The organism is Sphingomonas sp. GM_Shp_1 (assembly GCF_026540895.1).
In the GTDB taxonomy this organism is placed as follows: domain Bacteria; phylum Pseudomonadota; class Alphaproteobacteria; order Sphingomonadales; family Sphingomonadaceae; genus Sphingomonas.
The window spans coordinates 42,871-63,423 of record NZ_JALNUR010000002.1 but is presented as its reverse complement, the minus strand read 5'-3'; the positions used below and the strand labels follow the sequence as shown (position 1 = coordinate 63,423).

General features: G+C 67.3%; 19 protein-coding genes. 9 read left to right on the top strand and 10 right to left on the bottom strand.

Annotated elements, in window-relative coordinates; genetic code table 11:
- Nucleotides 1-69 precede the first annotated feature (69 nt).
- The 3 genes from OXQ33_RS01475 to recF all read left to right on the top strand — a co-directional run bounded on the left by OXQ33_RS01475 (nt 70) and on the right by recF (nt 3,150).
- Complete coding sequence (locus OXQ33_RS01475) at nt 70-684, top strand: outer membrane beta-barrel protein (protein WP_267432813.1); 615 nt, start codon at nt 70-72, stop codon at nt 682-684.
- A gap of 151 nt (nt 685-835) precedes the next feature.
- Entirely contained in the window at nt 836-1,951 is a 1,116-nt protein-coding gene (dnaN, locus tag OXQ33_RS01470; RefSeq protein ID WP_267432811.1) for a DNA polymerase III subunit beta, read from the top strand.
- Between the two features lie 155 nt (nt 1,952-2,106).
- Nucleotides 2,107-3,150: a DNA replication/repair protein RecF gene (recF, locus tag OXQ33_RS01465; RefSeq protein ID WP_267432809.1), complete on the top strand. Its 1,044-nt coding sequence runs from the start codon at nt 2,107-2,109 to the stop codon at nt 3,148-3,150.
- A 188-nt stretch (nt 3,151-3,338) separates the two neighbouring features.
- Here recF and OXQ33_RS01460 read toward each other — a convergent pair whose 3' ends face one another.
- Complete coding sequence (locus tag OXQ33_RS01460) at nt 3,339-3,716, bottom strand: hypothetical protein (protein ID WP_267432807.1); 378 nt, start codon at nt 3,714-3,716, stop codon at nt 3,339-3,341.
- A 180-nt stretch (nt 3,717-3,896) separates the two neighbouring features.
- On the opposite strand from OXQ33_RS01460, the gene gyrB reads away from it, so the two are divergent.
- The 3 genes from gyrB to OXQ33_RS01445 all read left to right on the top strand — a co-directional run bounded on the left by gyrB (nt 3,897) and on the right by OXQ33_RS01445 (nt 7,788).
- Nucleotides 3,897-6,389 carry a DNA topoisomerase (ATP-hydrolyzing) subunit B gene (gyrB, locus tag OXQ33_RS01455; protein ID WP_267432805.1) on the top strand — a complete coding sequence of 831 codons (2,493 nt, stop codon included), beginning with the start codon at nt 3,897-3,899 and terminating at the stop codon, nt 6,387-6,389.
- A gap of 61 nt (nt 6,390-6,450) precedes the next feature.
- A complete protein-coding gene (locus OXQ33_RS01450; RefSeq protein WP_267432803.1) occupies nt 6,451-7,212 on the top strand; it encodes a methyltransferase in 762 nt (253 codons plus the stop codon).
- Nucleotides 7,213-7,302: 90 nt separating this feature from the next.
- Nucleotides 7,303-7,788, top strand: a complete 486-nt coding sequence (locus OXQ33_RS01445) for a DUF1440 domain-containing protein (protein ID WP_267432801.1) — start codon at nt 7,303-7,305, stop codon at nt 7,786-7,788.
- A 129-nt stretch (nt 7,789-7,917) separates the two neighbouring features.
- On the opposite strand, the gene OXQ33_RS01440 is transcribed toward OXQ33_RS01445, so the two are convergent.
- From OXQ33_RS01440 to thiD, 8 genes are all read right to left on the bottom strand, one after another.
- Nucleotides 7,918-8,952, bottom strand: a complete 1,035-nt coding sequence (locus OXQ33_RS01440) for a response regulator (RefSeq protein ID WP_267432799.1) — start codon at nt 8,950-8,952, stop codon at nt 7,918-7,920.
- 14 nt (nt 8,953-8,966) lie between these two features.
- Entirely contained in the window at nt 8,967-9,410 is a 444-nt protein-coding gene (locus tag OXQ33_RS01435) for a response regulator (protein ID WP_267432797.1), read from the bottom strand.
- A complete protein-coding gene (locus tag OXQ33_RS01430) occupies nt 9,411-10,910 on the bottom strand; it encodes a sensor histidine kinase (RefSeq protein WP_267432795.1) in 1,500 nt (499 codons plus the stop codon).
- Between the two features lie 53 nt (nt 10,911-10,963).
- Complete coding sequence (locus OXQ33_RS01425; RefSeq protein ID WP_267432793.1) at nt 10,964-11,725, bottom strand: exonuclease domain-containing protein; 762 nt, start codon at nt 11,723-11,725, stop codon at nt 10,964-10,966.
- 51 nt (nt 11,726-11,776) lie between these two features.
- Nucleotides 11,777-12,832: a dihydropteroate synthase gene (gene folP, locus OXQ33_RS01420; RefSeq protein WP_267432791.1), complete on the bottom strand. Its 1,056-nt coding sequence runs from the start codon at nt 12,830-12,832 to the stop codon at nt 11,777-11,779.
- Between the two features lie 139 nt (nt 12,833-12,971).
- Nucleotides 12,972-14,096 (bottom strand): DNA methyltransferase, encoded by a 1,125-nt coding sequence (locus OXQ33_RS01415; protein ID WP_276039613.1) that lies wholly within the window; start codon nt 14,094-14,096, stop codon nt 12,972-12,974.
- A gap of 397 nt (nt 14,097-14,493) precedes the next feature.
- Complete coding sequence (locus OXQ33_RS01410; RefSeq protein ID WP_267432789.1) at nt 14,494-15,090, bottom strand: ribonuclease HII; 597 nt, start codon at nt 15,088-15,090, stop codon at nt 14,494-14,496.
- Nucleotides 15,091-15,283: 193 nt separating this feature from the next.
- Complete coding sequence (thiD, locus tag OXQ33_RS01405) at nt 15,284-16,111, bottom strand: bifunctional hydroxymethylpyrimidine kinase/phosphomethylpyrimidine kinase (protein WP_267432787.1); 828 nt, start codon at nt 16,109-16,111, stop codon at nt 15,284-15,286.
- Between the two features lie 557 nt (nt 16,112-16,668).
- On the opposite strand from thiD, the gene OXQ33_RS01400 reads away from it, so the two are divergent.
- Nucleotides 16,669-17,553: a bestrophin family ion channel gene (locus OXQ33_RS01400; RefSeq protein WP_267432785.1), complete on the top strand. Its 885-nt coding sequence runs from the start codon at nt 16,669-16,671 to the stop codon at nt 17,551-17,553.
- 16 nt (nt 17,554-17,569) lie between these two features.
- Here OXQ33_RS01400 and OXQ33_RS01395 read toward each other — a convergent pair whose 3' ends face one another.
- A complete protein-coding gene (locus OXQ33_RS01395) occupies nt 17,570-18,991 on the bottom strand; it encodes a sigma-54 dependent transcriptional regulator (protein WP_267432783.1) in 1,422 nt (473 codons plus the stop codon).
- 248 nt (nt 18,992-19,239) lie between these two features.
- Between OXQ33_RS01395 and OXQ33_RS01390 the strand changes: the two genes are divergently transcribed.
- Nucleotides 19,240-19,374 carry an aa3-type cytochrome c oxidase subunit IV gene (locus OXQ33_RS01390; RefSeq protein ID WP_267432781.1) on the top strand — a complete coding sequence of 45 codons (135 nt, stop codon included), beginning with the start codon at nt 19,240-19,242 and terminating at the stop codon, nt 19,372-19,374.
- A 10-nt stretch (nt 19,375-19,384) separates the two neighbouring features.
- Nucleotides 19,385-20,506 carry an NAD(P) transhydrogenase subunit alpha gene (locus OXQ33_RS01385; RefSeq protein WP_267433048.1) on the top strand — a complete coding sequence of 374 codons (1,122 nt, stop codon included), beginning with the start codon at nt 19,385-19,387 and terminating at the stop codon, nt 20,504-20,506.
- Nucleotides 20,507-20,553 lie beyond the last annotated feature (47 nt).

Genomic DNA, 20,553 nt, shown 5'->3' with positions numbered 1-20,553 from the left:
GCGCGCTTTCCCGCCATTGAGCCTGCGACCGCCACCGTAACGGCGGCCTGTACAGTAACGGAGTAGTTTATGCGTAAGCTCATGCTCGCCGCCCTGGCGACCTCGGCCGTCCTCGCCGCCGCGGCCCCCGCCGCCGCCCAGACGACCACGGGCCAGCCCTTCACCGGTTTCCGCGTCGAAGGTCTGATCGGCTATGACAGCCTCAACGACCGCCAGGGCCAGGACAGCAGCTCGAGCGACGGCGTGCTGTATGGCGCGGCCATCGGCTACGACATCCCGATGGGCCCGGTCATCGTCGGCGCCGAGGGCGAGATCACCGGCTCCAGCTCCGACACGCGCAGCAACGGCATCCGCGTGCCCGGCGACGAGTTCCGCCTGGGTGCGGGCCGCGATCTCTATGCCGGTGCGCGCGTCGGCTATGTCATCTCGCCGGTCGCGATGGGCTATCTGAAGGCGGGCTATACCAACGCCAAGTTCGATGCACGCTACACCACGGCGGGCGTCACCACGTCCAACGACCAGGAAGTCGGCGGCTATCGGCTGGGCGCCGGTCTGGAATATGCGATCAGCCCCAACACCTTCGTAAAGGGCGAATATCGCTATTCGCACTATGACGAGATGGACGGCGTCGGCATCAACCCGAACCGTCACCAGCTGCTCGCCGGTCTGGGCCTGCGTTTCTGAGCCGGGATTCTTTTCCACATTAACGGTGGTTTTACTACCAGTGGTGAAGGGGTCGAAGCCTTGCTTCGGCCCCTTCTTGGCGGGTAGGAACCAAGGCCATTTATCACTATCGGACTCCGGCCATGCGGTCGTTCCGGCGGGGGATCAGGAAATGAAGGCGACGATCGAACGCGCAACGCTGCTCAAGGGGTTGAGCCATGTCCAGTCGGTGGTGGAGCGGCGGAACACGATTCCGATCCTCTCCAACGTGCTGCTGGAGGCGACGGCCGAGGGCCAGTTGCGGATGATGGCGACCGATCTGGACCTGCAGATCAACGACAGTGTCGCGGCGGCGGTGGACCAGCCCGGCTCGACCACCGTGTCGGCACACACGCTGTTCGACATCGCGCGCAAGCTGCCCGAGGGAAGCCAGGTTCAGCTGACGGCGGCGGAAGGACGCATGACCATCGTGGCGGGCCGCGCGCGCTTCTCGCTCGGCACCCTGCCGCGCGACGATTTCCCGGTGATCGCGGAAGGCGAGCTGCCGACCCAGTTCGAACTGCCGGTCGAGCTGCTCAAGCAGATCATCGACAAGACGCGCTTCGCCATCTCGACCGAAGAGACGCGTTATTATCTCAACGGCATCTTCCTGCACGTCGCCGAGGATAACGGCGCCCCCGTGCTGAAGGCTGCCGCTACCGATGGCCACCGTCTGGCGCGCGTCACCATCGAGCGCCCCAACGGCGCGGAGGGCATGCCCGACGTGATCGTGCCGCGGAAGTGCGTCGGCGAGTTGCGCAAGCTGCTCGACGAGGTGGACGGCTCGGTCGGCGTGTCGCTGTCGGGCACCAAGATCCGCTTCGACCTGGGCCAGGCGATCCTGACCTCCAAGCTGATCGACGGCACCTTCCCCGATTACAGCCGCGTCATCCCGACCGCGAACGACAAGATCCTGAAGCTGGACCCCAAGGCGTTCATGCAGGGCGTCGACCGCGTGTCGACCATCGCGACCGAAAAGACCCGCGCGGTGAAGATGGCGCTGGACCGCGACCGGATCACCCTGTCGGTCAGCAGCCCCGAAAACGGCACCGCGTCGGAAGAGGTGCCGGGCGAATACACCTCGCTGGGCTTCGAGATCGGCTTCAACAGCCGCTATCTGCTCGATATCCTTGCCCAAATCGACAGCGATTTGGTGGAGGTCCACCTGGCCGACGCTGCTGCGCCGACGCTGATCCGCGAGAATGACAAAGCGCCTGCGCTGTACGTGCTGATGCCGATGCGGGTGTAAGGCCCTTAAATTCCTCCCCTGCAACGGGAGGGGGACCACCCGAAGGGTGGTGGAGGGGGATCGCCGCAAGGGGTGACCTATGGGGAAGCCCCCCTCCGTCAGGCCTTCGGCCTGCCACCTCCCCATGCTGGGGAGGATGTTCTAAGGCGGACATAATGCTCACCCGCCTTGTCCTCACCGATTTCCGCAATCACGCCGACCTCGCACTGTTCCCGAGTGCGGGGTTCGTCGTGCTGACCGGCGAGAATGGCGCGGGGAAGACCAATGTGCTGGAGGCGGTGTCGTTGCTCGCGCCCGGCCGGGGGCTGCGCCGGGCGGCGCTGTCGGCGATGGCGCGGCAGGGCGGCAAGGGCGGGTTCGGGGTTGCGGCGACGCTGGACGGCGATGTCGAGATCGCGACCGGCGCGCTGCCCTCCGCGCCCGAGCGGCGGGTGGTCCGGGTGCAGGGGGCGGGCGCGAGCGCCAATGCGCTCGCCGACTGGCTATCGGTCCTGTGGCTCACCCCCGCAATGGACCGGTTGTTCGTCGAGCCCGCCTCCGAGCGGCGGCGCTTTCTCGACCGGTTGGTGATGGCGCTCGCGCCTGCGCACGGGATGCATGCGACCCGCTATGACGCGGCGATGCGCGAGCGCAACCGGCTGCTGGCCAGCGAGGAGCCGGTCGACCCCGACTGGCTGAGCGCGCTGGAGGCGCGGATGGTGGAGCATGGCGCGGCGATTGACGCCGCACGGGTGGCGGCGGTGGCGGCGCTGGACCAGCGGCTGGCCGATGCGCCCGAGAGCGTCTTCGCGCGCGCCGCGCTGGCCCTGGAGGGCGAGGCGGTGGAGGCGGGGGCCTTTGCCCATGCGCTGGCGATGGGGCGCAGGCGCGATGCGGCGGCGGGGCGGACCTTGGTGGGCCCGCACCGTGCCGACCTGCGCGTCACCCATGTCGCCAAGGGGCAGGCGGCGGCCTTGTGTTCGACCGGGGAACAGAAGGCGTTGCTGCTGGGCATCGTGCTCGCCCATGCCGACCTTGTCACCGAACGGCGCGAGGTGCCGCCGGTGCTGCTGCTGGACGAGGTGGCGGCGCATCTCGACCCCTCGCGCCGCGCCGCGCTGTTCGAGCGGCTGGCGGGGCGGGGGCAGGTGTGGATGACCGGGACCGAGCCGGGGTTGTTCACCGATGTGCCGGGAGAGGCGACGCGGGTGGCGTTTTGAGTTGGCGATCGGGGGCTCTGTGAGACACCGGAGCCCTCCCCCATCCCCTCCCGCCTGCGGGAGGGGTGCGTTACGGGGCGACGTTCGGGCTTATTTCGTAGTAGTTTCCTGCGGTCAGACCAGAGCACGCCCCTCCCGCAAGCGGGAGGGGATGGGGGAGGGCAGGGTGTCTCACCGAGACCATCCCCTCACCGACACAACCTCATCGCCACCACATCCAGCGCCCGGTCGTAACTCGCCGCCTCGCCCGCGCTCAGAAAACCCTGTTTCGCGACGAAGCGGTCGGCGTCGCGACGGATGCGATCGACCTCGTTCCACAGCGTCCGCGCCTGGGGCTGCGTCAAGCGCCGGGCCTTGCGGGCATTGCCGATATCGGCCTGCAGGATATTGGCGCGCATCGAGAGATGCGCCTGACGGCTGTCGCGGATCGCACCCCCGGTGGCCGCGTGCAGGTGGTGCTGCTGCGCTAGGTTGCAGCTTGGATAATCCCGCCGCATCGACTGGGCCGAGGCGTTCGTGCCGACGAGCGTCGCCAGCAGGGTGAGGAGGATCGCTTTGCGGGTCATCGAATGTCTCCCATGCCGGAGGGGCCGGGATATGCGCGGGGCCCTTATCGGCTCCCGACCGGGGGATGAAATCGGCGTCAGGAACGCGGCCTCGGCACCCTTTGGTCGGGGGGACGTGAAAGGGGCGTCTCCCCTTCCATTTCGCTTCCTTTAGGGGGCCGGAATTCCTATATACTCGCTATGGCAGATACCCCCCAGACGAATGAGTACGGCGCCTCCTCGATCAAGGTGCTGAAGGGCCTCGACGCGGTGCGCAAGCGGCCGGGCATGTATATCGGCGACACCGACGACGGATCGGGCCTCCACCATATGGTGTTCGAGGTGTCGGACAATGCGATCGACGAGGCGCTGGCGGGGCATTGCGACCGTATCGACATCCAGCTTAACGCCGACGGCTCGGTCAGCGTGACCGACAATGGCCGCGGCATCCCGACCGGCATCCACCCCGAAGAGGGCGTATCGGCGGCCGAGGTCATCATGACCCAGCTCCACGCCGGCGGTAAGTTCGAGAACACTTCGGACGACAATGCGTACAAGGTCTCGGGCGGCCTGCACGGCGTCGGCGTGTCGGTGGTCAACGCGCTGTCCGAGTTCCTCGACCTGACCATCTGGCGCGACGGCGAGGAGCACTACATGCGCTTCGCGCATGGCGACGCGGTCGCACCGCTGAAGGTGGTCGGCAAGGCCGAGCCGGGGCAGAAGGGCACGCGCGTGACCTTCCTGCCGAGCCCGTCGACCTTCAAGATCACCGAGTTCGACTTCGAGAAGCTGGAGCATCGCTATCGCGAGCTGGCGTTCCTGAACTCGGGCGTGCGCCTGTTCCTGACCGATGCGCGGCACGAAGAGCCCAAGACGGTCGAGCTTTATTATGAGGGCGGGATCGCCGCTTTCGTGAAGTGGCTGGATCGCTCCAAGTCGCCGCTCTTCCCCGAACCCATCGCCATTCATGGCCAGCGCGATGCAATCGGCATGGACGTCGCGTTGGAGTGGAATGATTCTTATTACGAGAACGTTCTCGCCTTCACGAACAACATCCCGCAGCGCGACGGCGGCACGCATATCGCGGCCTTCCGCGCGGCGCTGACCCGCACGCTCAACAACTATGCCGACAAGTCGGGCCTTCTGAAGAAGGAGAAGGTCACGCTGACCGGCGATGACATGCGTGAGGGGCTGACCGCCATCGTCTCGGTCAAGTTGCCCGATCCGAAGTTCTCCAGCCAGACCAAGGACAAGCTGGTCTCGTCCGAGGTGCGCCAGCCGCTGGAATCGCTGATCGCCGACAAGCTGGCCGACTGGCTGGAGGAGAACCCCCAGAACGCCCGCGCCATCGTCGCCAAGATCATCGACGCCGCCGCCGCGCGCGAGGCAGCCAAGCGCGCCCGCGAACTGACCCGGCGCAAGGGCGTGATGGACATCGCCTCGTTGCCCGGCAAGCTGGCCGACTGCCAGGAGCGCGATCCCGCCAAGTCCGAACTCTTCCTGGTCGAGGGTGACTCGGCCGGTGGCTCGGCCAAGCAGGGGCGCAACCGCCATTTCCAGGCGATCCTCCCCTTGCGCGGCAAGATCCTGAACACCGAGCGCGCGCGGTTCGACCGCATGATCTCGTCCAAGGAAATCGGTACGCTGATCCAGGCGATGGGCACCGGCATCGGCCGCGACGACTTCAACGCGGACAAGCTGCGCTACCACAAGATCGTCATCATGACCGACGCAGACGTCGACGGCGCGCACATCCGCACGCTGCTGCTGACCTTCTTTTACCGCCAGATGCCCGAGTTGATCGAGCGCGGGCACCTCTATATCGCCCAGCCGCCTCTGTATAAGGCGACCAAGGGGCGGTCGGAAGTCTACCTCAAGGACGACAGTGCGCTCGACGAATATCTGGTCGAGGCGGGTGTTTCCACGATGGTGCTGGAAGGGCCGGGCGGCGCGCGCTCGGGCAACGACCTGAAGGGACTGGTCGATCATGCCCGGCGGATGCGTACCCTCATGCGGTACGTGCCGCGCCGCTATGACGCCTCGATCATCGAGGTGCTGGCGCTGGCGGGGGCGCTCGATCCGGTGCTGACCCGCGAGCAGCGCATGGCGACGGTGGTCGAGACCACGCGCCGTCTGGAATCGGGCGATCACGAGGCGCGCTGGTCGGCGCGGCTGACCGAGGATGGCGGCGTCCATTTCGAGCGGCTGTGGCGCGGCGTTACCGATCACCATATCGTCGAGGCCAGCTTCATCGCCTCGGCCGAGGCGCGCAAGCTGCACAGTCTGGCCGCCGAACAGGCGGAAAGCTTCACCAACGCGGCCAAGCTGGTGCCGCTGCGCAGTGCCGCGACCGAGCCCTCGGCCGATGTCGTGCCGACCGATGAGGAGGGCAACAGCACCACCCTGGCGCGCGGTGAGACCCGCGTGGCGCGGCCGAGCCAGTTGCTGGAGGCGATCCTGACGGCCGGGCGCAAGGGCCTGGCCATCCAGCGCTACAAGGGGCTGGGCGAGATGAATGCCGAGCAGTTGTGGGAAACCACGCTGGACCCGGCGGTCCGCTCGATGCTGCGCGTGACATCGGACGATGTCGCGGCGGCGGACGAGGTGTTCAGCCGGTTGATGGGCGAAGTGGTCGAACCGCGCCGCGAGTTCATCCAGGACAATGCGCTGAACGTGGCGAATCTGGACGTGTAACATTCCCTCGGTCCGAACGGAAGTGAGGGAACTGGGCATCAGGACATAGGAGAGAGCAGGCATGAAGGCGATCGCACTGGGACTGATGCTGGTGGCGGGCGGAACCGTCGCGGTGGCGCAGCAAAAGCCTGTCGCTCCGGCCAAAGCCGCCCCCATCCCGGCCACCATCACCGCCGCGCTGGCCGACCCCGCGCGCGCCGACCAGGCGGGCGACGACCAGCGCCGTCAGGCCGCCGCCGTCCTCGCCTTTTCCGGCGTGAAGCCCGGCGACACGGTGATCGACTACCTGCCGGGCAAGGGCTATTGGACCCGGATCTTCTCCGGCGTCGTCGGGGCCAAGGGCCATGTCTATGCCTATTGGCCCGCCGCGGCGCAGAAATATGCGGAGGGAACGCTGGGCACGCTCCAGGGCCGGAACCTGTCCAACGTCACCGCGCAGGTGCAGGGCGTGAACCTGCCCGCCGCCGACCAGCCGGTCGACCTGTTCTGGACCGTCCAGAATTATCACGACGTGGCGAATAAGAATGCGGGCGAACCGGCGCTGCGCGCCTTCGACCAGGCGGTGTTCAAGGCGCTGAAGCCCGGCGGCATCTATATCATCATCGATCACGCCGATGCGGTGGGCAAGGGGCTCGCCAACACCAACACGACGCACCGGATCGACCCGGACTATGTGAAGCGCCAGGTCCAATCGGTCGGCTTCCGTTTCGTGGGTGAGAGCAAGGTGCTGCGCAACCCCGAGGACGATCACACGAAGAACGTGTTCGACCCCGCCATTCGTGGGCGGACCGACCAGTTCGTGTTCAAGTTCCGTAAACCCTGATGCTTTGGCGCTGAACCCCCTCGCGCTTTTGCGCTGAACCCTATCCCGGTCGGCTCGTTGAGGGGCGACACGGCGATAGGAGCGGCGCGGATGGCGGAGATGAAGCAGGGCCTGGGATGGGCGATCGGCGTCGGTGTGGTCGGCGGGCTGGTCGCCGCGCTGGCGATGAACCAGTTTCAGGCACTGGCCGCCGGAGCGTTCGGGCAAAGCGGCAGCAATGACGATCCCGCCACGGTGAAGGCCGCCGACACGCTCGCCAAGGCGACGACCGGTGAGCCGGTGACCCAGAAATATCGCGAAACCGCCGGTTCGGTGGTTCACTATGCGACCGGTGCGGTGCTCGGCGGCCTGTACGGCGCGCTTGCCCATGAACGGCCCGAGGCGGCGCTGGGGCTGGGCGTGCCGTTCGGGTTGGCGACGATGCTGGCGGTCGATGATGTCGCGATACCCGCCTTCGGTTGGGGGCCTGCGCCGCAGGATACGCCGGTCGCGACCCATGGCTATAGCGCGGCATCCCATGCGGTGTTCGGATTGGTGCTGGAGGGTGTGCGGCGGTTGGCGTTGCGGGTGGTTTGAGAGGATAGGGTGGGGCGTGGCCTTCGACTTCGCTCAGGCTGAACGGCTGTTGTAAAAGACCTGAATACCCAACCTCCGTTCAGCCTGAGCGAAGTCGAAGGCCACGGGACAGCGCCTCGAAAAAGACCCCTAAACCGCCATCCGCAACATCGCCCGCACCCCCCGGTGGGCCGGGTCATATTCCACCGCCGTCTGCAGGCTCTGCGCCATGGCCCGGATCAGTTTCGCGCCCAGACCGGTGCCCTTGGGCTGCTGGTTCTCGGTCATGCCGCAGCCGTCATCCTCGACGATCAGCACGCACTGCCCCTCCGCCTCGCGGACGGTGATGCGCACCTCGCCCCCGCCATCGGGATAGGCGTATTTGCAGGCATTGGTGACCAACTCGGTCACGATCACCCCGATCGACACCGCGCGGTCGGTCTTCACCCGGATCGGTTCGGCGGACAGGGTCAGGGTGCGGGGGCGGGCGTCGCTCGACCAGCTTTCGGCCAGTTCTTCGACCAGCGCACCCAGATAGTCGCGCAGGTCGACCTGCTCCACGTCGTTGGCGGTGTAGAGCCGCCGGTGCACCTGGGCGATGGCGCGGATGCGGCGCTGGGTGTCCTCCAGCGCCTCGCGGGCATGGGCATCGTCGAGCACGCCCTTCTGCAACCCGATCATCGCCGAGACGAGTTGCAGCGAGTTGGCGACGCGGTGGTTCACCTCGCTCAGCATCGCCTCCAGCCGCGCATTGGTGGCGCGCAACTCGGTCTCCGCCGCCGCCTTTGCGCGTTCCAGCCGTGTCCGGTCGAGCACTTGTTCGAAACTGGCCGACAGCAGATCGAAGAAATCCTCGCCCACCGTCTTCACCACATAATCGGCGGCCCCGGCCTTCAGCGCGGCGACGGCGATCCGCCCCTCGTCCGAGCCGGTCACATAGACGACGGGCGGCGGATCGGGCAGCGCGGTGATCGCGGCCAGCGTCTCCAGCCCGTCCATGCCCGGCATATAATGATCGACCGCGACCAGATCGAAACCGCCTCGCGCCGCCATCGCGACCCCTTCGGCCCCTGACGCCGCGCAGGAAACCGAATAGCCATGGCGGCCCAGCGCGCGCGACACCAGGCGGCGCAGCGCGTCGTCATCGTCGATATACAGGATGCGGGACGGGTCGTCGCTCGCCATCGGATGCGGGGCGCTTAGCCCTCCACCTCGGGCACCTGGATCACCGACAGGAAAAGGCCGAGCTGGCGGATCGCCTGGGCGAAATTCTCGTAATTGACGGGCTTGGTGATGTAGACGTTGCAGCCCAGATCATAGCAGCGCTGGATCTCGACCTTGTCGTCGGTGGTGGTCAGCACGACGACCGGCGCGCGGCGGAGCGGGCTGCCCTCCTCCTTGATCTTGGCCAGGATGTCGGTGCCGCTCATGTCGGGCAAGTTGAGGTCGAGCAGGACCAGCGACGGACCGCTCTTGGCCGGGCCATCGGGCGCGTGGAAGAGGAAGTCGAGCGCGGTGGTGCCGTCCGTGAAGTGACGGATATCGTTCAGGATGCCGGCGCGCCGGATATTCTTCTCGATCAGACGGGCATGGCCCTCATCGTCTTCGATCATGACGATGCCCACGGAGCGATGGTCGTTCATTCAGGCGCCTTCGATGGAAAGGGTGGGGGGTAGCGAAAGAAAGAAGGTCGCGCCTTCACCCAGTTGGGATTCGACGGAAATCGTGCCGCCGAGACGATAGGCGAGCGCGCGGACATGGGCCAGCCCGATGCCTTCGCCCGGCTGGTCCTGCTGGCCCGAACGGCGGAACAGGTCGAAGATGCGCTGGTGGTCGCGCGGATCGATGCCGCGCCCATTGTCGCGGATCGCGACGATGACGCGGCCTGGCGTTTCGGAGGCGGAGACATGAACCTCCGCCGCGCGCGCCGGGTGCCGGTATTTGGTCGCGTTCTCGATCAGGTTGGACAGGATCTGCTCCAGCGCGACCCGGTCGCTGACGATCACCGGCATGGGGCGTTCGATGGTCAGGGTGACGCCGCGATCGTCGATGACGTGGCGGATCGAATCGGTGATCTGTTCAACCAGCTGGTCCAGCGCGATCATCTCGGGCGCCAGGACGCGGCGCCCCTCGCGGCTCAGCTTCAGGATGGCGTTGATCAACCGGTCCATCTTGGCGGTCGAGGTGCGGATGAAGCCGATCGCCTCGGGCAGGTCCTCGCGCGCGGCCAGGCGTGCCTCCTCGGTCACGATATGCGGCGCTTCCGCCTCGGCCCGGTCGATCAGGTCGGACAGCGGCTGGGTCGCGGCGGACAGTTCGGCGGTGAAGCCCATCACGTTGACCAGGGGCGAACGCAGATCGTGGCTGACGATATAGGCGAAGCGCTGAATCTCCTCGTTCGCCAGGGCCAGGTCGGCGGTGCGCTCCTTGACCTGTTCCTCCAGCGTGGCGTTGAGATCCGCCAGTGCGACGCGCGACTGTTGCAGGTCGCGGGTATAGCGGCGGACGGTCAGGAACGAGACGATCGTGACCAGTACGAACAGCAGCGCCGCGATGCCGACGACGACGGAGAAGGTGCGGCGGCTGGCCATCTGCTCGGCGTCGCGCCGCGCCAGCAGGCGGCGTTCCTCGCGCGCCATGGCCTCGAACACCTCGCGCAGCTTCTGCATACGCTGAAGGCCGCTATCGGCCCGGAACCGTCGCAGCGCCTCCGCGCCGCGTCCCTGCTGGACCAGTCGATTGGTTTCGCGCTGCACGGTTTCCAGTTCGGCCAGACGCTGGATCACCGCCCGCATCGGCGCATGCTGTCGCACATTGTCGGCGGTCAGGCGGCGAAGCTCGGCCAGTTGCGGGACCAGCGCGTCATGCGCCCGATCGAAATTGGCCAGAAAGGCGGGGCTCCCCGCCAGCATATAGCCGCGCCGCGCCGTCTCCTGCTGTTCGGCCAGCCGCCGCGCCTCGACCAGCGCGGTTTCCACGCGATAGGTGTGGACGACCCAGTCGCTATGCCGATTGTCCTGCCGAATGGCATAGGCCGCCGCGATGGCCGCGATCAGCAGCGCCAGAAATCCCGTCGCCATGGTGGCGATCAGGATACGGCCGATGGGATTTGCGCCGGTGGACGCGTTACTCAACCCCTGCATAACACACGCCTTATCGGAGGATGAGTAGCGTTACCAGCGGCGTTGCGTGCGGGTTACAGCAACAATTCCTGCGGGCTGGGGCGACCGACATGGCCGCCGCCGCGCCGCCGCGCCATTTCGGTCTCGGCGGTGAAGCGGACATCGGGATCGCGATCGCTGAGGAAACCGATCAGCGACTCCTCGTCGATCTCGCGCCAGTCCTTGCCGCGATCGGGGCCGTAGCGGACACGCGGCAACAGACCGGGGCTGCGCGACCATTCCAGCAGTTGCGCCAGGCTCGCCTCGTTCAGCTGGTCGCGCAGATGGTGGGCGGTGACATAGGCGTCGGGAAAGGCGCGGTGGATGGGCAGGCCGCGCTCATGCACCAACCCCTCGGGCTTGCGCCAGTAACGCAGCACTTGGTTGGAGAAGCTGGGGCTATCGGGCCACAGCCGCAGCGCGCATTTCCAGGTGCAGATCCAGTCGGCCGACTGGGTCATGGCGGGGGTGCAATATTGCTGCTCGAAATCCGCCCGGTGCGCCGCCAGCGCCAGGCGGCGGGGCCAGGGGTCGAGCACGCGGCGCGCGACATCGTGCCACCAGGGCGCGTCGGCGACCTGCTCGTCCAGGATATGGTGGATCGCCTGGGTGATCGGCGGGATGGGGCGGCCGGGATTGACGAGAATGCTGCCGCCCTCGCCCTCCAGCTCCCAGCGGCCGTCCTTGCCCAGCGCCACGTCCTGCCAGCCGATCTCGCACACGCCGTGGGTGGGCGGGGCCTGTCCGGTGGTCTCCAGGTCGATGACGCGGATGATCTGGGGCTGGGGACGCTGCATCGCCCCTATTTGGGCGTTCGGGGGCCGAAAAGCGAGGGGCTTATCCCAGCGCTATCCCATCAGGGCGCGGTCGCGCAGGCCCCGCCAGACGTGCAGCGCCTGCATCGTCTCGGCCACGTCATGCACGCGGATCAGTTGCACGCCCGCCTCCGCGCCCTTCAGAGCCAGCGCCAGCGACCCGCCGAGCCGCGCATCCACCGGCGCTTCGCCCGACAGCGCGCCGATCATCCGCTTACGGCTGGCCCCCAGCATGATCGGGCAGCCCAGGCCGTGGAAGATCGCCAAGCCGTTGATGAGCGCCAGATTGTCGGCCAGCGACTTGCCGAAGCCGATGCCGGGGTCGACCATGATCCGGGATCGGGGGACGCCCGCCGCCTCGACCGCTGCGATACGCGCCTCCAGCCAGTCGAAGACCTCGGTCAGGACATCGCCATAGCCGACCCGGCCATGCCCGCCCTTGGTCGGGTCGGGCGAGTGCATCAGGATGACCGGGCAGCCCGCCTTGGCCACCACCTCCAGCGCGCGGTCGTCCCACAGGAGCGCGGCGACATCGTTGACGATCCCCGCGCCCGCCGCCAGCGCCGCCTCCATGACGGCGGCCTTGCGGGTGTCGATCGATACCAGCGCGCCGCGTTTGGCCAGCCGTTCGATGACGGGAGCGGTACGGGCGATCTCATCGCCTTCCCAGACGGGAGCCGCACCGGGGCGGGTGGACTCGCCGCCCAGGTCGATGACGGCGGCACCCAGGGCGGCCATCGCCATGCCGCTATCGGCAGCGGCGGCGGGATCGCCGATATGCTTGCCGCCGTCGGAGAAGCTGTCGGGGGTGACGTTCAGGATCGCTGCGACCTGCGGCTGGTCGAAGCGGAGTGTCCGCTCGCCCATGGTCCAGGGCGCGCGGGGGGCGGTGAAGGCGGCGTGGAGCGCCTCGGCGCGGGGGGAGCCGCCCAGTTCCTGCTGGAACCGGGCGACGGGGACGATCGTGCGGGACGGGCCTTCGCGTACCTCATAGGCCGCGAACCACTGCATCCCGCCGGCGAGCCGGGCGACGCTGCCGTCCTCCAGCCCGACCGGCGTATCGACGAACTGGATGGGGCGCAGGTGCATCGCATTTCCTTGAATTTCCTCCCCTTTAAGGGGAGGTGGCGCGCGGAGCGCGTCGGAGGGGTGTCCCCCTCTCGATAGCGCGACACCCCTCCGTCAGGCCTTCGGCCTGCCACCTCCCCTTCCAGGGGAGGATAAGCGGTTACGGCTGTGTCGCCAGCAACCAGTTCTGGCGCATCGCGTCGATGGGCTTCAATGCGCCCTCCATCTCATAATGCCAGAAGGTCCAGCCATTGCAGGTCGGCCGGTTCTGCAACACCGAGCCCAGCCGGTGGATCGACCCCGCCTGCCCGCATTCGGACAGGAGCGAGCCGTCCGCCCGCACCGTCGCCCGCCATTTGCGCTTGGCGTCCATCAACGGCATGCCGGGCGCCAGATAGCCATTCTCCACCAGCGTCCCGAACGCTACCTTGGGCTGCGCCTTGGGGCTCTGCATCGTCGCCAGTGCGCTTTCGTCGAGCGGCAGGGCGGCCCCGATCCGCTCGATCGCGGCGGCGCAATAGGTCGGTTCGCGCTCGATGCCGATCCACTGGCGGCCCAGCCGCTTGGCGACCGCGCCGGTCGTGCCGGTGCCGAAGAACGGGTCGGCCACCACATCGCCCGGCCGGGTGCAGGCGAGCAGGATGCGATAAAGGAGCGCCTCCGGCTTCTGGGTCGGATGGACCTTGTGCCCGTCCTTCTTCAGCCTTTCCTGACCGCCGCAGATCGGGAATTCCCAGTCCGAGCGCATCTGGATCTCGTCGTTCAGCGTCTTCATCGAGCGATAGTTGAAGGTGTATTTGGCCTTCTCGCCCTTCGACGCCCAGATCAGCGTTTCATGCGCATTGGTGAAGCGGGTGCCCTTGAAATTGGGCATAGGATTGGACTTGCGCCAGATGATGTCGTTTAGGATCCAGAAGCCCAGATCCTGCACCGCGGTCCCGACGCGGAAGATGTTGTGATAGCTGCCGATCACCCAGAGCGAACCATTGTCCTTGAGCACCCGATAGCATTCGGCGAGCCAGGCGCGGGTGAAGGCGTCATAGGCGGCGAAGGTGTCGAACTTGTCCCAGGCGTCGGTGACGGCATCGACATGGCTGCCATCGGGGCGGAACAGCTCGCCCCCGAGTTGCAAGTTATAGGGCGGGTCGGCGAAGACCATGTCGACCGACTTGTCGGGCAGCGAGCGGAGTGCCGCGATACAGTCGCCCATCACGATCTGGTTCAGCGGCAGGTCGCTTTCGCGGTATGCCGATACCGGCCGCGTCATCGTTTGGATGACCCCCATCGTTAACCGTCCCTTCTACCCTCGAACCCTCGCATCCACCCGGAACGAGTCGGTCGTCAAGAGGCGATTCGCAGGCGCGACTCGCGGGAATCCGCCAGATTCGGCGAAGCGTCGCGTCCTCATCGCAGATATTGGGGTTGTGGATAACTTTGCCCCCAAGAAGTGGGGGGTGTGGCGAGGGCGACTCAATCCGCCGCTAAATCCTCCCCATCGTCAGATGGGGAGGGGGACCGCGCCCGCAGGGCGTGGTGGAGGGGCACGGCCGGTCCGTCCTGCCCCTCCACCATTGCTGGCGCGTGTGCGAGCTTTGGCTTGCCCCCGGCAAGCCAAGATTGTGCTGGGGGCACAATCTCGCCCTCACACCCCCTCCCCAAGCGAGCTTGGGGAGGAATGGGAATTAGAGGTCCAGGTAACATTGCGCTACGGGCGCGAAGCTGCGGCGGTGGAGCGGGGTGGGGCCATGTTCGCGCAGCGCCGCCAGATGCGTCGCCGAGCCATAGCCCTTGTTGCTGTGCCATCCATAAGCCGGCCACTCCTGGGCCGCGGCGATCATCATCTCGTCGCGGACATGCTTGGCGACGATCGAGGCGGCACCGATCGCCAGCGACTTGGCGTCGCCGCCGACGATCGGGGTCGCGGCATAACCCCATTTGGGCAGGCGGTTGCCGTCGACCAGCACATGGGCCGGGTGACACCCGAGCCTTTCCACCACCGCATCGACCGCCAGCGTCATCGCCTTCATCGTCGCCCAATAGATGTTGAGCCGGTCGATCTCCTCCGGGTGGACGATGCCGACCCCGACCACCGCACAGCCGCGAATTTCGGCGCACAGCCGCGCGCGGGTCTTCTCTGTCAGCTTCTTGGAGTCGTTGATGCCCGGGGGGCAATCGCGCTCCGGCAGGATGACGGCGGCGGCGACCACCGGCCCCGCCAGCGGCCCGCGCCCCGCCTCATCCACGCCGCATAAGGGTGTGGGGAAACCGATGTCGACCATGGTCGGCGGCTTTATCGTGGAGGGCGCGGCATGGGAAGGTGCCCATTCCTCCCCTGTAAGGGGAGGGGGACCAGCGAAGCTGGTGGAGGGGTGTCGCCATCGGTGAGAGTGGGTTGCCCTTGCCAGCGGCGATACCCCTCCGTCAGCGCTGCGCGCTGCCACCTCCCCTTACAGGGGAGGACAAGGGAAAACCCTATCCCCACCGTGCCGCGAAGGCGGCGGCGTCCCAGCCTTCGCGGCTGATCGCGGCGAGCAGGTGATAGAAGGGGACCATCCCCATCGCATGTCCCATCGGCCCATGGCCCCGGCCCAGCCCCGGTGCGGCGGCGAGCGCGGCCTGGACGAAGGCGATGGCGCGGTCCACCGCATCGGCCAGTGTCATGCCTTGGCCCAGCCCCGTCGCGATCGCGCTCGCCAGCGTGCAGCCGGTGCCATGGGTCGACCGGGTGTCGAGCCGGGGATGCTGCCAGCGCTGCTCGCCATGCGCCTCGACCAGCCGATCCTCGATCACCGGCCCTTCGCCATGCCCGCCCTTGACCAGCAACGCGCGCGTCTGGGGCCGGACCATCGCCTCGCCACCCAGCGCCGCGAGTTCGGGCAGGTTGGGCGTGGACAAGGTCGCCAGCGCCAGGAAGCGGCGAAAGGCGGCGATGACATCGTCGTCCGCCAGGACCGAGCCGCTGGTCGCGATCATCACCGGATCGAACACCACCGGCAGGTCCAGCGCCTCCAGCCGGTCGGCCAGCGCATGGGCGGTCCGCGCCGATCCGATCATCCCGATCTTGACCGCGTCCGCGCCGATATCGGCCAGCACGCTGTCGATCTGCGCCATCACCATCTCGGTGGGGACGGGATGCACGCCCTGCACGCCCAGCGTGTTCTGTGCGGTGATCGCGGTGACCGCAGTCATCGGATGGCCGCCCAGCATCGTGACCGTCTTGATATCCGCCTGAATCCCCGCGCCGCCCCCGGAATCGGAACCGGCAACGATCAGGATGCGGGGCGGGGGAGGCGCGGTCATGGATCCGCCATGCCTGTCGTGGCGGAAGCGGGCAAGCGGTCACGCGCGGCCCAGTCGCCTGCACACCCGCTCCCGCTCCGGATGGCCAGGTCGGATCGATATTCCAATATGCCCTTCTTTTCCCTCGCCCCTCATAGAGGGGAGAGGGTTGCGCAGACTTGGTCTTTGCGTGAGCAAAGGCTTAGTCGGAGCTGGGTGAGGGGTGAGCGCGCGGAGCGCGCGCGAGCCTTCGGCTCGCTCAACCCCTCACCCAAGCTGCGCTAGCCAGCATAGCTGGCAAGCTCCGCTAACCCTCTCCCCTGTCCAGGGGAGAGGGAAGAAGCCATCGCAGAATGTCGATCGTCCTTGGAAAAGTGCGACGATAGAAATACTTGGCCGGTCGTCATCCCGCGCCCTGGGCGTCCGGCTTCCCGGTATCTTCGTAATGTTTCGTTTCCCGGTGCGTCCGGGGCTTTTTTCGCTGCATCGCACTATTATTTCGGGGGCGCATCCAATCGAAGATTTGGGGCGTTGCTGCGCCCTGGAACATTTGCCGGACCGCATGAGGGAGACCTGATTTGATCGTCGATGCCGTACCCCGTACCCGCATCATCATTGCCGAGGTCTGGCGCCCGCTGGTGGGGCTGTTCATCTGGGACGTGATCGTCACGGTCGCCTATTATGTCCTGCCGTTCAAGGCGCCTTCGCTGCCGCTGACCCTGTTCGGCACCGCGCTGGCGCTGTTCCTGGGGTTCCGCACCAATTCGGCCTATCAGCGCTGGTGGGAGGGGCGGCAGCTTTGGGGGCTGATGATCAACGCCTCGCGCAATATCGCGCGTAGCGCCCGCAACTTCCTGCCCGATCCCGAAGGGCACGACCTGAAGCGCTCGATCGTGCTGCGCCAGATCGCCTATGTGAACGCGCTGCGCTGCCAGTTGCGCAAACAGCCCGTCGACGGCGAAGTGTTGCGTTTCCTGTCGCAGGGCGAGGCGGAGCCCGCGCTCCGGCGGACCAACACCGCCAACGGCCTGCTCGACGGCACGGGGCGCCGCATCGCCGACGCGCAGAAAAAGGGGTGGATCGACACCATCCAGCAGACGCAGATGGAGGCGGTGCTGGTCGACATCGCCAATTCGCAAGGCGGCATGGAGCGGTTGAAGAACACGCCGCTGCCCAACCAGTATCGCTTCATCCCGGCGTTCTTCACGCGGCTGTTCTGCGTGCTGCTGCCGATCGGGCTGGTCGAGACTTTGGGCTTCGCCACGCCGGTCGGTTCGTCGATCGCGGGGCTGATGTTCCTGGCCGCGCTTCAGATCGGCGACGATCTGGTCGATCCCTTCTCCGACACGGTCCACGACCTGCCGCTGAGCGCGATGTGCCGGACGATCGAGATCGACCTGCTCCAGGCGATCGGCGATCCCGCGCCCGAACCGATGAAGCCGGTCGACGGGGTGCTCTGGTAAGGTCGGCGCGGCGGCATCAGGCCGCGTTGTCGATCCCGAGTTCGCCCAGCTTGCGGTAGAGCGTCGAACGGCCGATCCCCAGCCGCCGCGCCACTTCGGTCATGCGCCCGCGATAATGGCTGATGGCGAGGCGGATCACGTCGGCCTCGATATCCTCCAGCGGGCGGAGATTGCCGTCGGGGCGGAACAGGTTGATCCCGCCGCTATGCGTCGCCCCGACCGTCGCGCTGCCGACCGAGGGACGGTCGCCCAGCGATGCGATCTGCGGGAAATCGGCGGTGGTCAGGGCATCGCCCTCGCACAGCACGGCGGCGCGGAAGAGCGCGTTCTGCAACTGGCGGACATTGCCCGGCCAGTCATAGCGGCGCAGCAGGTCCAGCGCGTCGTCGGTGATGTCCAGCGCGCGCAGGCCCGGCTGTTGCGCGATCCGGTCCAGTAGGTGGCGGGTCAGTGCGGGAATGTCCTCCGCCCGGTCGCGCAGCGCGGGCACGGCGACATGGACGACATTAAGCTTGTAATACAGGTCTTCGCGGAACCGCCCCGCCTCGACCGCTTCCAGCAGGCGGCCGTCGGTCGCGGCGATGATGCGCACATCGACCTCGCGCGCATGGCGACCGCCCAGCGGGACGATGGTGCCGGTCTGCAGCATGTCGAGCAGCCGCGCCTGGGTTTCGGGCGGCATGCCGGAGACTTCGTCGAGGAACAGGGTCGATCCGTCCGCCTCGACCATCTTGCCGATGCGTCGTTCGAAGGCACCGGCAAAGGCGCCCTCCTCATGACCGAAGATGATGCTGTCGAGCAAATTGGTCGCGGTCGCGGCGCAATTGACCCGGATCATCGCCCGTTCGGCGCGGGGGGAGGCGACATGGATCGCCTCGGCCAGCGATTCCTTGCCGACGCCGCCCTCGCCCTCGATCAGCACGGCCACCCGCGCCCGGGCAGCCTTGGCCGCGATGGCCAGCGCCGCGCGGAATTCGGGCGCATCGCCGACGATCTCGTCAAAGGCGAGGAGGGCGGGAATTTTCTCGGTCAGCGGGCGAAGCTCGCCGCTGGTCTGGCCCGCGACACAGGCCTCCAGCGCGGCGAGCAGCCGTTCGGGGGCCAGCGGCTTGACCAGGAAATCGGTCGCCCCCGCGCGCATCGCCGCCACCGCCTGCGCCACCGACTCGTTGGCGGTCAGCATCAGGATGGGGAGTTCGGGACGCAGCCTGTGGCAATCGGCGATCAACTGGGTGGCATCGGTGCCCGGCGCCCAATGGTCGATCAAGACGGCATCGAGCTCGCGCCCCTGCGCCGAACCCAGGACGGAGGCCGCCATATCCGCATCGGTGGCGAACAGGGTGCGCCAGCCGCCACGCTGCGCCAACGCCGCGATCAGCCGGCGCTGCGCAGGTTCGTCGTCGATCAGCAGCAGCAAACGTTGGCCGTTGCGCGTCATATCTCGTCCCATAACCCCTGATTGCGGCGCTATAGCGCAACAATGTTAAAATCTGCCTTAAATCGGGACAGTGATGGGCCAGTATGATTAAAGATGTCTTTCCATCCCCTGAACTGCCCGATTGTGCGCGATTCGGGGTTTGGAGTCGAACGTTTCGGGGTTGATCCCTCTGCCCCGGTGAATAAGCTTGGATACAAGGTCATGATGGCGGGAGCGACCGCCACGGGCCGATAGCGGAGGTGAGGATCATGGCGGCCAATGACACCGGCACCGGCGAGATGAAGGCGCATGTCGCCACCTACGGATTGCTGATCAACATGCTCAAATGGGGATCGGTGGTCGTCGCCCTGTTGGTGGCGATCGTCCTCTGGCTGATCGCCTGACGCCATGGGCGTGCGCATCGCGGCGCTACGCGAAACGGCATCCGGCGAAGCCCGCGTCGCCGCCACGCCGGAGACGGTGCGCAAGCTGATCGCGCTGGGCGCGACGCTGGCGGTCGAGCGCGGTGCCGGGGCGGGCGCGGGGATCGCCGACGCCGACTATGAACAGGCGGGGGCGCATGTCGGCGCGCGGGCCGAGGTGCTGGCGGGCGCCGAGATCATATTGGCGGTGCAGGCGCCCGATGCCGACACGCTGTCGGGGACTGCGCCGGGGGCCTGGGTGGTCGCGGCGTTCGACCTCTTTCGACGTGGCGAGGCGGTGGCGGCCTATGCGGCGGCGGGGCTGGAGGCGCTGGCGATGGACTGGATGCCGCGTATCACCCGCGCCCAGTCGATGGACATCCTCTCGTCCCAGTCCAACCTGGCCGGGTACAAGGCGGTGCTGGAGGCGGCGAACGCCTATGGCCGCGCCTTTCCGATGATGATGACGGCGGCGGGCACCATCCCGGCGGCGCGCGTCTTCGTAATGGGCGTGGGGGTGGCCGGGCTCCAGGCGATCGCGACCGCGCGGCGGTTGGGGGCGCAGGTCTCGGCCACCGATGTCCGCTCCGCCACGCGCGAGCAGATCCAGTCGCTGGGGGCCAAGCCGGTCTTCGTCGAAGGCGTCGAGGGGATCGAGGGCGAAGGCGCGGGCGGCTATGCCGGGGAGACGAGCGAGGAGTATCGCCGCGCGCAAGCCGAACTGGTCGCGGGGCATATCGCCAAGCAGGACATCGTCATTACCACCGCGCTGATCCCCGGCCGCCCCGCACCGCGCCTGGTGACCGATGCACAGGTCGCGACGATGCGCCCCGGCAGCGTGATCGTCGACCTGGCAGTGGAGGCCGGCGGCAATGTCGAAGGCGCGGTGGCGGGCGAGGTCGTCCAGCGCCACGGCGTCACGATCATCGGCCACCGCAACATGGCGGGCCGCCTGGCGGCCGACGCCTCGGCGCTGTTCGCGCGCAATTTGCACAATTTCCTCGCGGCCTTCTGGGACAAGGAGGCCGGGCGGCCGGTGCTGGACGCCGAGATCGGCGACGCGATCCGGCTGACGCAGGGTGGGGTCGTGGTGAACCCGAGGCTCACTTCATGATCCTCCCCGGAACGGGGAGGGGGACCGGCGAAGCCGGTGGAGGGGGC

Excerpts from the sequence above, each read along its gene's own strand:
- OXQ33_RS01475 (WP_267432813.1), top strand. The coding sequence starts at position 70 with ATGCGTAAGCTCATGCTCGCCGCCCTGGCGACCTCGGCCGTCCTCGCC.
- dnaN (WP_267432811.1), top strand. The coding sequence starts at position 836 with ATGAAGGCGACGATCGAACGCGCAACGCTGCTCAAGGGGTTGAGCCAT.
- recF (WP_267432809.1), top strand. The coding sequence starts at position 2,107 with ATGCTCACCCGCCTTGTCCTCACCGATTTCCGCAATCACGCCGACCTC.
- OXQ33_RS01460 (WP_267432807.1), bottom strand. The coding sequence starts at position 3,716 with ATGACCCGCAAAGCGATCCTCCTCACCCTGCTGGCGACGCTCGTCGGC.
- gyrB (WP_267432805.1), top strand. The coding sequence starts at position 3,897 with ATGGCAGATACCCCCCAGACGAATGAGTACGGCGCCTCCTCGATCAAG.
- OXQ33_RS01450 (WP_267432803.1), top strand. The coding sequence starts at position 6,451 with ATGAAGGCGATCGCACTGGGACTGATGCTGGTGGCGGGCGGAACCGTC.
- OXQ33_RS01445 (WP_267432801.1), top strand. The coding sequence starts at position 7,303 with ATGGCGGAGATGAAGCAGGGCCTGGGATGGGCGATCGGCGTCGGTGTG.
- OXQ33_RS01440 (WP_267432799.1), bottom strand. The coding sequence starts at position 8,952 with ATGGCGAGCGACGACCCGTCCCGCATCCTGTATATCGACGATGACGAC.
- OXQ33_RS01435 (WP_267432797.1), bottom strand. The coding sequence starts at position 9,410 with ATGAACGACCATCGCTCCGTGGGCATCGTCATGATCGAAGACGATGAG.
- OXQ33_RS01430 (WP_267432795.1), bottom strand. The coding sequence starts at position 10,910 with ATGCAGGGGTTGAGTAACGCGTCCACCGGCGCAAATCCCATCGGCCGT.
- OXQ33_RS01425 (WP_267432793.1), bottom strand. The coding sequence starts at position 11,725 with ATGCAGCGTCCCCAGCCCCAGATCATCCGCGTCATCGACCTGGAGACC.
- folP (WP_267432791.1), bottom strand. The coding sequence starts at position 12,832 with ATGCACCTGCGCCCCATCCAGTTCGTCGATACGCCGGTCGGGCTGGAG.
- OXQ33_RS01415 (WP_276039613.1), bottom strand. The coding sequence starts at position 14,096 with ATGGGGGTCATCCAAACGATGACGCGGCCGGTATCGGCATACCGCGAA.
- OXQ33_RS01410 (WP_267432789.1), bottom strand. The coding sequence starts at position 15,090 with ATGGTCGACATCGGTTTCCCCACACCCTTATGCGGCGTGGATGAGGCG.
- thiD (WP_267432787.1), bottom strand. The coding sequence starts at position 16,111 with ATGACCGCGCCTCCCCCGCCCCGCATCCTGATCGTTGCCGGTTCCGAT.
- OXQ33_RS01395 (WP_267432783.1), bottom strand. The coding sequence starts at position 18,991 with ATGACGCGCAACGGCCAACGTTTGCTGCTGCTGATCGACGACGAACCT.
- OXQ33_RS01390 (WP_267432781.1), top strand. The coding sequence starts at position 19,240 with ATGGCGGCCAATGACACCGGCACCGGCGAGATGAAGGCGCATGTCGCC.